Origin of the sequence: Micromonospora auratinigra, from assembly GCF_900089595.1 — a bacterium.
Lineage (GTDB): Bacteria > Actinomycetota > Actinomycetes > Mycobacteriales > Micromonosporaceae > Micromonospora > Micromonospora auratinigra.
The window spans coordinates 3,718,319-3,731,528 of the sequence record NZ_LT594323.1; the positions used below are offsets into that span (position 1 = coordinate 3,718,319).

Annotated in this window: 9 protein-coding genes; 4 read left to right on the forward strand and 5 right to left on the reverse strand. The window is 74.6% G+C overall.

From position 1 onward, the window contains the following. Nucleotides 1-321 precede the first annotated feature (321 nt). Nucleotides 322-1,725, forward strand: a complete 1,404-nt coding sequence (locus GA0070611_RS16470; RefSeq protein WP_091665141.1) for an alpha,alpha-trehalose-phosphate synthase (UDP-forming) — start codon at nucleotides 322-324, stop codon at nucleotides 1,723-1,725. Beyond that, a complete protein-coding gene (gene otsB, locus GA0070611_RS16475) occupies nucleotides 1,722-4,319 on the forward strand; it encodes a trehalose-phosphatase (RefSeq protein ID WP_091665144.1) in 2,598 nt (865 codons plus the stop codon). Before GA0070611_RS16470 ends, otsB begins: the two co-directional genes overlap by 4 nt. Before the next feature lie 119 nt (nucleotides 4,320-4,438). Here otsB and cobA read toward each other — a convergent pair whose 3' ends face one another. From cobA to cobC, 3 genes are read right to left on the reverse strand one after another with little or no spacing between them, the layout of a single operon-like run. Further along, nucleotides 4,439-5,650, reverse strand: coding sequence for a uroporphyrinogen-III C-methyltransferase (gene cobA, locus GA0070611_RS16480; protein ID WP_091665147.1), 1,212 nt, complete (start codon nucleotides 5,648-5,650; stop codon nucleotides 4,439-4,441). Further along, the gene (gene cobT, locus GA0070611_RS16485) at nucleotides 5,647-6,747 is read right to left on the reverse strand and encodes a nicotinate-nucleotide--dimethylbenzimidazole phosphoribosyltransferase (protein ID WP_091673021.1); all 1,101 of its coding nucleotides are present in this window, start codon (nucleotides 6,745-6,747) and stop codon (nucleotides 5,647-5,649) included. The genes cobA and cobT overlap by 4 nt, the downstream gene beginning before the upstream one ends. Beyond that, a complete protein-coding gene (gene cobC / locus GA0070611_RS16490) occupies nucleotides 6,747-7,838 on the reverse strand; it encodes an Rv2231c family pyridoxal phosphate-dependent protein CobC (protein ID WP_091665150.1) in 1,092 nt (363 codons plus the stop codon). Before cobC ends, cobT begins: the two co-directional genes overlap by 1 nt. Nucleotides 7,839-7,971: 133 nt before the next feature. Here cobC and GA0070611_RS16495 point away from each other — a divergent pair, with 133 nt between their 5' ends. After that, complete coding sequence (locus GA0070611_RS16495; RefSeq protein ID WP_091665153.1) at nucleotides 7,972-10,104, forward strand: transglycosylase domain-containing protein; 2,133 nt, start codon at nucleotides 7,972-7,974, stop codon at nucleotides 10,102-10,104. 151 nt (nucleotides 10,105-10,255) lie between these two features. Here GA0070611_RS16495 and GA0070611_RS16500 read toward each other — a convergent pair whose 3' ends face one another. Both GA0070611_RS16500 and GA0070611_RS16505 read right to left on the reverse strand, forming a co-directional pair. Next, nucleotides 10,256-10,825: a GNAT family N-acetyltransferase gene (locus GA0070611_RS16500; protein WP_091665156.1), complete on the reverse strand. Its 570-nt coding sequence runs from the start codon at nucleotides 10,823-10,825 to the stop codon at nucleotides 10,256-10,258. Continuing rightward, nucleotides 10,822-12,189: a cobyrinate a,c-diamide synthase gene (locus GA0070611_RS16505; RefSeq protein ID WP_091673024.1), complete on the reverse strand. Its 1,368-nt coding sequence runs from the start codon at nucleotides 12,187-12,189 to the stop codon at nucleotides 10,822-10,824. Before GA0070611_RS16505 ends, GA0070611_RS16500 begins: the two co-directional genes overlap by 4 nt. A gap of 182 nt (nucleotides 12,190-12,371) precedes the next feature. On the opposite strand from GA0070611_RS16505, the gene GA0070611_RS16510 reads away from it, so the two are divergent. Beyond that, nucleotides 12,372-13,196, forward strand: a complete 825-nt coding sequence (locus tag GA0070611_RS16510; protein ID WP_091665159.1) for an SURF1 family cytochrome oxidase biogenesis protein — start codon at nucleotides 12,372-12,374, stop codon at nucleotides 13,194-13,196. Nucleotides 13,197-13,210 lie beyond the last annotated feature (14 nt).

Below are 13,210 nucleotides of genomic sequence, written 5' to 3' on the forward strand. Positions count from 1 at the left end.
GTGCGGGCTACCTCCGTCGGTTGCGATCGCGAGCTGGTGGGGCGCGGGCGCGGGCATCGACCTCCGCCCGCCGCCGCCGGCCGGGAGCCGGCCGCGGGCACGCCATCCTCAATCCTGACAGGTACGGCCCGCTCCGCCCACATCGCCCCGCCCCGGCCGGCACCCGCGCCGCGCCGCCGGCACCGACTGTCGGCAAGATCACGGTCAGGGGTTCGGCGGATCTGGGACGGGTAGGTAAGTCCGGCACGGGGGATCAGACGCCGCAGCTACGCTCAGTACGCTCATCGCGGTGGACCCGTCAGTACCCGGAGGTGGCCGATCGTGACCGTCCGTAGCTCCTTTGTCGTAGTGGCGAACCGACTGCCGGTCGACGAGGTGAGCACACCCGAGGGACGGCAGTGGCGACGCAGTCCCGGCGGCCTCGTCACCGCGCTGCACCCGGTGCTCGCCGAGCACCGGGGCACCTGGGTCGGCTGGGCGGGCGGCACCGGCGCCGCGCCGGAGCCGTTCGACCTGGAGGGCATCCGGCTGCACCCGGTGCCGCTGAGCGCCGAGGAACTGGAGCGCTACTACGAGGGCCAGTCCAACGCGACGATCTGGCCGCTCTACCACGACGCGGTCGAGACGCCGGCCTACAAGCGCCGCTGGCGTGAGGCGTACCGGCTGGTCAACGCCCGCTTCGCGGAGGCCGCGGCGGACGTGGCGGCCGAGGGCGCGACGGTCTGGGTGCAGGACTACCAGCTCCAGCTGGTCCCGGCCATGCTCCGCGAGCTCCGCCCCGACCTGCGGATCGGCTTCTTCCTGCACATCCCGTTCCCGCCGATCGAGCTGTTCATGCAGATGCCGTTCCGCACCGAACTGCTGCGCGGCCTGCTCGGTTCGGACCTGGTCGGCTTCCAGCAGCGGCTCGCCGCGCAGAACTTCGTCCGGCTGGCGCGGCACCTGCTCGGCCTGCGCTACGAGGGGCAGATGATCCAGGTCGACGGGCGGCAGGTGAAGGCCGGCGCGTTCCCCATCTCCATCGACACCAAGGAGATGGAGCGGATGGCCGCCGACCCGGCGATCCAGGCCCGGGCCAAGCAGATCCGCGAGGAGCTGGGCAACCCGAAGACGATCATCCTGGGCGTCGACCGGCTCGACTACACCAAGGGCATCGAGCTCCGGCTGAAGGCCTTCCGGGAACTCCTCGCTGACGGAAAGTTGACAGTTCCGGACGCGGTTATGGTGCAGGTGGCTACACCGAGTCGCGAGCGGGTCGAGCACTACCAGGCACTACGGGTGAAGGTCGAACGCGAGGTCGGCCGGATTAATGGTGAATTCGGCCGGGTCGGCGTGCCGGCGGTGCATTATCTGCATCAGTCGTACAGTCGCTCCGAACTGGCCGCGATGTACGTCGCGGCCGACGTGATGATGGTGACCCCGCTGCGAGACGGAATGAATCTGGTGGCCAAGGAGTACGTCGCATCGCGCGCCGACCAGGGCGGCGCGCTCGTGCTCAGTGAATTCGCCGGTGCCGCGACAGAGCTGCGCCAGGCCTTCCTGTGCAACCCGCACGACCCCGACGCGGTGAAGGACGCGCTGCTGCGCGCCGTGCACGTCGAGAAACCCGAGGCTCGCCGCCGCATGCGCGTCATGCAGCGTCACCTGCGCACCCACGACGTGGGGCACTGGGCCGAGTCCTTCCTGTCCGAGCTCGGCGTCTCCGATGCGGAGGACGCCGCATGACCTCTCCCGCCACCACCGCGCACGGCGGGGTGATGGACCCGGAGCTGCGCGCCGCGATCGGGCGGATCGCCCGCGTCCCGCAGCTCCTGGTCGCGTGCGACTACGACGGCACGCTCGCCCCGATCGTCGAGGACCCGAGCAAGGCCGTACCGCTGCCCGAGTCGGTGGCCGCGGTGCGGGCGCTGGCCTCGCTGCCGCAGACCAGCGTCGCGGTGGTCTCCGGGCGCGCGCTGCGCGACCTGGCCACCCTCTCCCGGCTGCCCAGCGAGGTGCACCTGGTCGGCAGCCACGGCTCCGAGTTCGACATCGGCTTCGTCGAGCGGCTCACCCCGGAGCTGATCGCGGTCCGCACCCGGCTGCGCAGCGAGCTGCGCGAGATCGCCGCCGCCCACCCGGGCGTCCGGCTGGAGCGCAAGCCGGCCAGCGTCGCGGTGCACACCCGGGGCGTCGACCCGCAGATCGCCGCAGCCGCCGTCGAGGCGGTCCGGAGCGGGCCGGCGACCTGGGACGACGTCACGGTGACCCAGGGCAAGGAGGTCATCGAGCTGTCGGTGGTCGCCACCCACAAGGGCACCGCCGTCGACCAGCTCCGCACCCAGCTCGCGGCCAGCGCGGTGCTCTTCATCGGCGACGACGTCACCGACGAGAACGCCTTCGGCAACCTGCACGGGCCGGACGTCGGCATCAAGATCGGCTCCGGGGACACCCGGGCCGACTACCGGGTGGCCGAGCCGATCGAGGCGGCCCGGGCGCTGGGGCTGCTGCTGGAGACCCGGCGGCACTGGCTCTTCGGCGAGCGGGCGGTGCCGATCGAGCGGCACTCGATGCTGGCCAACGGCCGGACCGTGGCGCTGGTGACCCCGGAAGCCAAGATCACCTGGCTCTGCCACCCGAAGCCCGACTCGGCGGCGATCTTCGCCGACCTGGTCGGCGGCAGCCCGGCCGGGCACTTCACCGTCGGTCCGGAGCGCGGCGGCATCCCGCTCGGCCAGCGCTACCGCAACGGCACGATGACCGTGGAGACCCGCTGGTCGGGGCTGACCGTCACCGACTGGCTCGACCTGCCGGCCCGGGAGACCACCCCGGACGGCGAAACGGTCGTCACCGGCGACTCGACCCTGGTCCGGGTGCTCAGCGGCACCGGCCGGGCCCGGGTGGAGTTCGCCCCGCGCCCCGAGTTCGGTCAGGTCCAGGTGCAGCTCCAGCCGCTCGACGACGGCCTGCTGGTGCTCGGCTCCAACGAGCCCGTCGCGCTCTACTCCCCCGGCGTGCAGTGGGAGGTGACCAACGACGCGGGCTTCGAGAGCGCCCGGGCGGTGGCCGACCTCTCGGCCGCCGGCGGCCAGGTGGTGCTGGAGCTGCGCTTCGGCACGCACAGCCTGGAGCACCACCGGCTGCCGATCCACGAGCGGCAGGACGCCACCGAGCGGCCCTGGAAGGACTGGGTCGCCTCGCTGCGGCTGCCCGCCACCGGCCGTGACCTGGTGGCCCGCAGCGCGCTCACCCTGCGCGGGCTCTGCCACCAGCCGAGCGGCTCGATCCTGGCCGCGGCGACCACCTCGCTCCCGGAGGAGCTGGGCGGCGTCCGCAACTGGGACTACCGCTACTGCTGGCTGCGGGACGCGGCGATGACCGCGCGGGCCCTGGTCGACCTCGGCTCCACCGAGGAGGCCGAGGGGCTGCTGCGCTGGATCGACGGCGTGGTCGAGCGGACCGGCGGGCACCCCGAGCGGCTGCACCCGCTCTACACCGTCGACGGCTACGAGCTGGGCGCCGAGGCGGTCATCGACACCCTGCCCGGGTACGCCGGCTCCCGGCCGGTCCGGGTCGGCAACCTCGCCAACCACCAGCTCCAGCTCGACGTCTTCGGCCCGATCGCGGACCTGATCGCCGCGGTGGCCGACGCCCGGGGCTCGGTGCGCGACGACGAGTGGCGGGTGCTGGAGAACATGGTCGAGGCGGTCCGCCGCCGCTGGCACGAGCCCGACCACGGCATCTGGGAGGCCCGCCTCACCCCCCGGCACCACATCTTCTCGAAGGTCATGTGCTGGATGACCGTCGACCGGGCGCTGCACGTGGTGCGGCAGCACGGCGGCGAGGACCGGCCGGAGTGGGTGGAGCTGCGCGACCGGATCGGGTCGAACGTGCTGGAGCACGGCTGGCACCCGGAGGCCGAGGCGTACAGCGTCGCGTACGGGTACGACGAGATGGACGCCTCGTCGCTCTGGATCGGCCTGTCCGGCCTGCTCCCGGGGGACGACCCACGCTTCCTCTCCACCGTGCTCAAGATCGAGGCGGAGCTGCGCAGCGGCCCGGTCGTCTACCGGTACCACTGGGACGACGGCCTGCCCGGCCGCGAGGGCGGCTTCCACATCTGCACGTCGTGGCTGATCGAGGCGTACCTGCGCACCGGCCGGCGGACCGACGCGGAGGAGCTGTTCGCCCAGATGATCGACACGGCGGGCCCGACCGGGCTGCTCCCCGAGCAGTACGACCCGCTCGCCGAGCGCGGCCTGGGCAACCACCCGCAGGCGTACAGCCACCTCGGCCTGATCCGCTGCGCCCTGCTGCTGGACAACATGCTCAAGCAGTGACCCGAGCGCCGCCCTGGCACGCGGCTGCTCGCTGAAACACGGAAAGAGTGGCTATCCGAGTTCGGATAGCCACTCTTTCCGTGAAAGAGGTCCCGTTCGGGCGGGGGCGGGTGGAGGCGTCAGGGGGTGAGGGCGTCGACGACGTCGCCGAGGACGACGATGGCGGGTGGGCGCAGGGCGGCCGCCTCGACGTCGGCGGCGACCGCGCCCAGGGTCGAGCGGAGGGTGCGCTGGCCGGCGGTGGTGCCCTCCTGGATCACCGCGGCCGGGGTCTCCGGCGACTTCCCGTGGGCGACCAGGGTGGCCGCGATCGCCGCGAGGTTCTTCAGGCCCATCAGGATCACCAGCGTGCCGCGCAGGCCGGCGAGCGCCTCCCAGCGCACCAGCGAGGCCGGTGAGTCGGGCGCGACGTGCCCGGACACCACGGTGAACTCGTGCGCCACCGCCCGGTGGGTGACCGGCACCCCGGCCACCGCCGGTACGGCGATGGCGCTGGTCACGCCCGGCACCACGGTCACCGGGACGCCCGCCTCGGCGCACGCCAGCAGTTCCTCGCCGCCCCGGCCGAAGACGTACGGGTCGCCGCCCTTGAGGCGTACCACGGCCCGTCCCGCGAGGGCCCGGTCCACCAGGATCCGGTTGATCTCCTCCTGGGTGCGGGACGGGCCGTACGGGATCTTGGAGGCGTCGACCAGCTCGACGTCGGGGCGCAGCTCGTCGAGGAGCAGCCCGGGCACCAGCCGGTCGGCCACCACCACGTCGGCCCGGGTGAGCAGCCGCCAGCCCTTGAGGGTGATCAGCTCGGGGTCACCCGGCCCCGCCCCCACCAGCGCCACCCGGCCGGGCGCACCTTCGGCGCCGACGGCGGACCGGTCGGGGCGCGCGCTCAACAGGTCGCGCACGGCGTCGCGGACGGTCATCGCGCGGCGGGGGTCACCACCGCCGAGCACGGCCACGGTGACCGGGCCGTGCCGGGTCACCGCCGGGGTCCACGCGGTGGCGGCCACCCGGTCGTCGGCGCGTACGCAGAAGATCCGGCGCTCGGCGGCGGCGGCACCGACCGCGGCGGCGGCGACCCGGTCGTCGACCGCCACCTGGACCAGCCAGGCGCCGTCCAGGTCCGCGGGCGCGAACCGGCGCGGTTCCCAGTGCAGCCGCCCCGCGTCCACGTGGGCCCGCAGCGCCGGGGTCAGCTCGGGCGAGACCAGCAGCACGTCCGCGCCCGCGTCGAGCAGCGCGGGGACCCGGCGGGTGGCGACCGCTCCCCCGCCCACCACGACCACCCGCCGGCCGGCCAGCCGCAACCCCAGCGGGTACGGATTACCGGTCACTTCTCGGCCACCCCCGCCGAGTCGAAGGTGGCGACCTCGTGCAGCACCCGGACCGCGCCGGTGACCACCGGCAGCGCGAGCAGCGCGCCGGTGCCCTCGCCGAGGCGCAGCCCCAGGTCGATCAGCGGGTCGAGGCCGAGGTGCCGCAGCGCGGCGGTGGCCCCGGGCTCGGCCGAGCGGTGCCCGGCCACCATGGCCCCGACCGCGTCCGGCGCGAACGCGGCGGCGGCGAGCGCGGCGCTGACCGCGATCACGCCGTCCAGCAGCACCGGCACCCGGCGGGCGGCGGCGCCCAGGATCAGCCCGGCCAGGGCGGCGTGCTCCAGCCCACCGAGCGCGGCCAGCACGCCGAGCGGGTCGGTCGGGTCGGGCGAGTGCCGGTCCAGCGCCGCCCGCACCACGCCGACCTTGCGCCGGTACGTCTCGTCGTCGACGCCGGTACCGCGCCCGGTGGCGGCGGCCGGGTCGACGCCGGCGAACGCGGCGATCAGCGCGGCGGCCGGGGTGGTGTTGCCGATGCCCATGTCCCCGGTGAGCAGGATCCGTGCCCCGCCGCCGATCAGCTCCCCGGCGACCCGGATGCCCACCTCCACGGCCGCCCGGGCCTCGTCCCGGGTGAGCGCGGCGGTGACGGACAGGTCCCGGGTGCCGGCCCGGACGTTCGCCGCCACGAGCCGCGGACCGGCGGCGACCGCCGGGCCGGCAGCGGCGGCCGGCTCGGCAGCGGCCGGGTCCAGCGGCAGCGGGGTGGCCACCCCGACGTCGACCACGGTGACCGACGCGCCGGCCTGCCGGGCGAACGCGTTCACCACCGCCCCGCCGGCCAGGAAGTTGCCGATCATCTGAGCGGTGACCTCCTGCGGCCACGGGGTGACGCCCTGGGCGTGCACGCCGTGGTCACCGGCGAAGACGGCCACCGCGGCCGGCTCGGGCAGCGGCGGCGGGCAGCAGCCGGCCAGCCCGGCGAGGCGTACCGAGAGGGGCTCCAGCGCGCCGAGGGAGCCGGCCGGTTTGGTCAGCCGGCCCTGGAGTTCGCGGGCCGCCGCCATCGCGGCCTCGTCGAGCGGCCGGATCGCCGCGACGGTGGACTCGAGCATCATGCCTCCAGGATCTCCGCCAGCACGTCGGTGAACGCGTCGGTGGTCGCCGGATCGCGCACCGCGATCCGCAGCCAGTCCGGGCCCAGCCCGGGGAAGGTGTCGCCCCGGCGGACCGCCCAGCCGCGCTCGCGCAGCCGCTCGCGTACGCCGGCCGCGCCGGGCCGGTGGATCAGGACGAAGGCGCTGGCCGGGGGCCCGACGACGCGTACCCCCGGCAGGGCCGAGAGGCGGTCCACCAGGTGCGCGCGGTCGGCGGCGAGCCCGGCGGCGATGGCGCGCTCGGCCGCGACGGCGGCCGGCGAGGCGCAGGCGGTGGCGGCGGCGAGCGCCGGCGTGGAGACCGCCCAGAGCGGCTGGACCCGGGCGCACCGGGCGAGCACCGCCGGGTCGCCGAGCAGGTAGCCGACGCGCAGCCCGGCCAGCCCCCAGGTCTTGGTGAGGCTGCGGAGCACCACCAGGCCGGGCAGGTCCCGGCGGGCGGCGAGGGACTCGGGCTCGCCGTCGACGCCGGGCGCGAGCGTGGTGTCGGCGAACGCCTCGTCGACCACCAGCACCCGGCCGGGGCGGGCCAGCGCGGCGAGCGCCCCGGCGGGGTGCAGCACCGAGGTGGGGTTGGTCGGGTTGCCGATCATCACCAGGTCGGCGTCGGCGGGCACCCGGGCCGGGTCGAGCCGGAAGTCGTCGGCCGGGTCGAGCAGCACCCGCTCGACGGCGTGGCCGGCGGCCCGCAGCGCGGCCTCCGGCTCGGTGAACTGCGGGTGCACCACCACCGGCCGGCGGGCCCCGGTGAGCGCCCGGGCGAGCAGCACGAAACCCTCGGCCGCGCCGGCGGTGAGCAGTACCTCTTCCGGGGGTCGCCCGTGCCGGTGAGCGACGGCGGCGCGGGCCGGGGCGGGGTCCGGGTACGCGGCCAGCCCGCCCAGCGCCGCGACCAGCGGATCGGCGAGCCAGTCGGGCATCGGGGCACGACGGACGTTGACCGCCAGGTCGACCAGGCCGGGGGTCGCCTCGGCGTCCCCGTGGTGCCCGAGGTCCGGTCCGTCCGGCGCGGCGTCGTCCGGGGCGGTCCCGGTGAGCTGAGCGCGCATGTCCGCGATCCTGCCGGGAAGCCGCCGCCCGGGACAGCGGATCCCGGCGTGGGCCGCGTCACCACCCCCCGACCCGCTCACCCGTTTATGAATTCTTCTCATTTCCGAATCGGAAATGTCATAGCTTGACCTCGTGAGCAACCGACCCCTTGCCTCCGCTGGTCGTGCCGTTCCCCTCCTCCGCGCCGGGCTGATCGCCGGCATCGTGGTCGCCGCCGCGGCGTACCCGCTCGCCGCCGTCACCGGCATCGGCGCCAAGGTCACCGCGCACGCCGTGGAGCAGAAGACGAGCATCCTGAAGACCTCACTGCCCGCCGAGACCTCGTACGTCTACGCGCCCGACGGCAAGACCGTGCTGACCATGTTCTACGAGGAGTACCGGCAGTACACCAAGATCGACGAGATGTCGCCGAACATCCAGCAGGCGATCGTCGCCGCCGAGGACAACCGCTTCTACCAGCACCACGGCGTCGACCCGAAGGGCGTGGCCCGCGCCTTCGTCTCCAACGCCCGCTCCGGCGGCGTCTCCCAGGGCGCCTCGACGCTGACGATGCAGTACGTCCGGATGGCGCTGCGGGACAGCGCCAGCACGCCCAAGGAGGTCCAGGAGGCCACCCAGCAGACCAGCCTGCGCAAGGTCAAGGAGATGCGCATGGCGCTGGACATCGAGAAGCAGCTCAGCAAGGAGCAGATCCTGGAGCGCTACCTCAACTCGGCGTACTTCGGCCACCGGGCGTACGGGATCTACGCGGCCTCGCAGATCTTCTTCTCCAAGACCCCGGCCACCCTCAGCCCGGTCGAGGCGGCCACCCTCGCCGGCCTGGTCAAGTCCCCGTCGGAGTACGACCCGATCACCTCCGACCAGAAGGACGCCACCGCCCGGCGCAACTACGTGCTCGACAACATGGCCCGCCTCGGTTACCTGTCGCCGGACGCGGCCGCCCAGGCGAAGAGCCAGCCGATCAAGCTGAAGTTGACCACGCCGCCCAACGACTGCGCGTCGATCGACACCCAGTACCGCACCTGGGGCTTCGCCTGCGACTACCTGAAGAACTGGTGGAGCGCGCAGCCCGCGTTCGGCGAGAACCGGCTGGAACGGATGGACAAGCTGCGCCGGGGCGGCTACCGGATCGTGCTCAGCATCGATCCCAAGATCCAGGCGGCGGCCGAGAAGAACGTCGGCGCCAAGGACAACACCGGCAGTCCGTTCGCCAACGGGATCGTCGTCGCCGAACCGGGCACCGGGCGGATCAAGGCGATGGCGGTCAACCGGAACTACTCGCTCGACCTGAGCGAGAACGGGCCCAGCTCGAATCCGGAGGCCGGCCCCAAGGTCAAGGCGAACTATCCGAACACGGTCGCGCCGCTGCTCGGCGGGGGCACGCTCCCCGGCTACCAGGCCGGTTCGACGTTCAAGATGTTCCCGATGCTCGCCGCGCTCAACTCGGGCATGCCGCTCTCCACCTCGTTCAACTCGCCGTACACCTACAAGTCCTCGGTCTACGACGGCTGGGCGCCGTCGAACGCCAGCGGCGCGATGACCGGCGTGCAGACCATGTGGTCCGGCTTCGGCAAGTCGGTGAACACCTACTTCGTGCAGTTGGAGGAGCGGATCGGCGCGGACGCCGGGGTGCGCCTGGCCGAGCAGCTCGGGCTGCGCTGGCGCACCGACGTGGACAAGGAGCAGGCGTCACCGGGCAAGGCGAAGAAGTGGGGCGCGTTCACCCTGGGGGTCTCCGACGCCACCCCACTGGAGATGGCGAACGCGTACGCGGCGATCGCCGCCGACGGCCGGTACTGCGAGGCGATCCCGGTGAACTCGATCATGAACCGGGACGGCACGCCGGCCACGTACACCACGCCCGGCGGGGTGCAGCGGGAGATCGCCAAGCCGCGCTGCCGGCAGGTGGTGAACGCGGACGCGGCCCGAGCGGCCACCGACGCGGCCCGCTGCCCGACCGGCGACACCCCGGCCCGGGGGACCTGCGGCGGCTGGTCGACCGCGGACAGCGTCCGGGGCACGGTGGGCCGCCCGGTGGCCGGCAAGACGGGCACCACGGACAGCACCCGGTCCGCCTGGTTCGTCGGCTTCACCCCGGAGCTGGCGGCGGCGAGCTTCATCGCCGATCCGGACAACCCGTTCAACGCGGTCGGCGACGGACAGTCCCAGATCCCGGTGAACGCGGTGGCGATGACCCTGCGCGACGGCCTCAAGGGCCAACCCACCCGCCAGTTCACCCCACCCTCCGACCAGATCGTCGGCTGAGGGGCCCGGAACCGCCCGGGGGTGCGCCCGGGCTAGTTGATCAAGAGGTTTGCGCGCGGGAGCACGCGATTCCCGACGCAAACCTCTTGATCAACTACTTGGCCGGCGGGCGGCGGGACGGGCGGGACCCGGGGGGTGGGGGGAGGGACAGTCAGCGGAGGTCGGCGGCGACGAAGGACCACAGCTCCAGGTCGACGCGGGCGCCACGGACGAAGCCGGCGTTGCGGAGCAGCCCCTCGTAGCTGAAGCCGGCCTTCTCGGCCACCCGGCGGGACGCCACGTTACCGGGGGCCACCCGCAGCTCGACCCGGTGGAAGCCGTGCTCCAGCAGCAGCGCGATGGCCACCGCGTCCACCGCCTCGGCGGCCAGCCCGAAGCCCCGGGCGTGCGGGGCGAGCGCGTAGGAGACCTCGGTCAGCCTGGCGCCCCAGTCGGTGCGGCGGGTCCAGAGGCAGCCCACCACCCGCTGGTCCTCCCGGCGGACCAGACCGTAGTGGTCGCCGTCGCCACTGTCCCGGCGCTGCCGGGCCAGCTCCACGCACCAGGCCCGGCCGTCGATCTGCCCGCTCGGGTCCGCCAGCGGCAGCCACCGCTGGGTCTGCCGGTCGGCGAACACCTCGTCGACCGCCTCGGCGTCGTCGGCCACCAGCGGGCGTACCTCGGTGCGCGGGGTGGAGACGGTCAGCGTCGGGAAGCGGCGCACCGCCACCTGCCCGATCACGCCGGGGCCTCCGCCGGGGCCACGGCCGCCGCGACCAGCCGGGCCGCGATCTGCGGGTACGCGGCCCAGTGCGGCACGAGTTGCGAGGCGTGCACGCCCCGCCACACGAAGCCCTCGGGGGTGCCGCCGTCCCAGGTCCAGGCCGCCCGCTCACCCGCCCGGGGCGTGAGCACGGCGGCGTGCTGCTTGTGCCCGCGTACGGTCTCGCCGGCCCGGGCCACCACGCTGTCGCTCTGGGCCGTCGCCTCCCGGTAGCCGACCACCAGGCCGTCCCGGCTGGCCCCGATCGCGTCCAGAACCCCGCACATGGGCAGCCCGTCCAGCTCCCGGGCCAGCCACAGCAGGCCCGCCCCCTCGGCCACCACGGGCCGGCCGGCGCGGGCCAGCTCGGCCACCGCGATGCAGAGCCGGCGGTTGGCGGAGAGGCGGTCCGCGTACGTCTCCGGGAGCCCGCCCCCGACGACCAGCGCCCGGGTGCCCGCGGGCAGCGCCTCGTCGCGCAGCGGGTCGACGGTGACCACCTCGGCCCCGGCGGCGCGCAGCAGCTCGGCGGTCTCCGGGTGGCTGTAGCTGCCGCCCGGCCCGCCGGCCAGCGCGACCACCGGCCGCTCCCCCGCCGGCGGGTCGGCAGCCGGGGCCGGTGACCACGGCTCGGCGGTCAGTTCCGGGGCCGAGCGGGCCAGCACCAGCAGCCGGTCCAGGTCGACGGTGGCGGCGACCGCCTCGCCGAGCCGGCGCACCGCGCGCAGCGCCTCGCCGTCGCGCTGGACCACCGGCACCACCCCGTGCCGGCGGGCCGGCAGCACCGGGGGCAGCTCGTGCCGGCGCAGCGCCCCGTAGACCGGCACCCCGACGTCGTCGAGCGCCTCGCGCAGCATCGCCTCGTGCCGGGGCGAGGCCACCCGGTTCAGGATCACCCCGCCCAGCCAGAGCTGCTCGTCGTACGCCCGGAAGCCGTGCACCAGGGCGGCCACCGACTGGCCCATCGCGGCCACGTCCACCACCAGCACCACCGGGCTGCGCAGCGCGGTGGCGACCGCGGCGGTCGACTCGGTCTCCGGCCGGCCGGCGATCGAGTCGTAGAGCCCCAGGGTGCCCTGCACCAGCGCGAAGTCCGCCCCGGCCGCGCCGTGCGCGAAGAGCGGCGCGACCCGGTCCGGACCGACCAGCCGGGGATCCAGGTTGCGCCCCGGCCGACCGGCGGCGAGGCCCAGGTAGGCCGCGTCCACCTGATCGGGGCCGATCTTGCTGCCGGCCACGTCCAGGCCACGGTCGGCGAGCGCGGCGAGCAGGCCGAGCGCGAGGGCACCGGTGCCGTGCCCCGAGGAGGGCGCGCTGAGCACGATCCGCGGCACGACGGTCATCATCGACTCCTGGGGTGGGGTGGCCTCCGACCGCGTGACCATACCCGCCCGCGCCGACGCGCGGCGGCCACCGATCGGTGGAGTTCCGCGGGCTGCTCCCACCCGGTCCGGGCGGGCGCGGCACGCCCGGAACGGCCCGGCGCGGGCCGGTGGCCCGGCTCACACGGGTAGCCTTGGCAAACGTGTACCGGTTCCTGCTGACCCCGCGCTGGCTGGGCTATCTCGCGCTGACCCTGGTCGCCGCCGCGGTGATGGTGTTCCTCGGCAACTGGCAGCTCGACCGCTACCGGGGCCGGACCGAGGTCAACGAGCGGATCGACGCCGGCTCGACCATGCGCCCCGCGCCGCTGCGCGACGCGCTGCCCGCCCCGACCGGCGGTCCCGGCACCGCCGGGCCGGCCCCCGCCGACCGGGTCACCTGGACGAAGGTGACGGCCACCGGCCGGTACGACACCGCGAACGTGGTCCTGGTCCGGGGCCGGACGGCCGACCGCGACGTCGGCTTCGAGGTGCTCACCCCGCTGGTCCTCGCCGACGGCACCGCCGTGCTGGTGGACCGGGGCTGGATCCCGCCCGCGCCGGGCGGGGGCGCCACCGTCCAGCCGCAGGTCCCGGCGGCACCGACCGGTGAGGTCACCGTCACCGGCCGGGTGGTGGCGAGCGAGAGCGGCGGCGGCACGGTCGACCGGCGCGCGGGCAAGCTGGAGACCCGCCGGATCAGCATCCCCCGGCTCGCCAGGCAACTGCCCTACCCGGTGGCCGGCGGCTACGTGCTGCTCGACCAGCAGACCCCGGCCGCCGACCCGGCGTTCCAGGCGGTGCCGATCGGGCACACCAACAACTGGCAGAACTTCGGGTACGTGGTCCAGTGGTGGCTCTTCGCCGGGATGAGCCTGGTCGGCTACGGCTGGGTGGCCCGTCGCGAGGCGCGCCGGATGGCCGGACTCGACGGGCCGCGTACGCCCACCGACCGGGCCGCCGAGCCCGTTTCTCCAGCGACCACCTGAGCGCGCCGGGACCA

Coding starts and splice junctions, on each gene's coding strand:
- otsB (WP_091665144.1), top strand. CDS start 1,722: ATGACCTCTCCCGCCACCACCGCGCACGGCGGGGTGATGGACCCGGAG.
- cobT (WP_091673021.1), bottom strand. CDS start 6,747: ATGCTCGAGTCCACCGTCGCGGCGATCCGGCCGCTCGACGAGGCCGCG.
- cobC (WP_091665150.1), bottom strand. CDS start 7,838: ATGCGCGCTCAGCTCACCGGGACCGCCCCGGACGACGCCGCGCCGGAC.
- GA0070611_RS16505 (WP_091673024.1), bottom strand. CDS start 12,189: ATGACCGTCGTGCCGCGGATCGTGCTCAGCGCGCCCTCCTCGGGGCAC.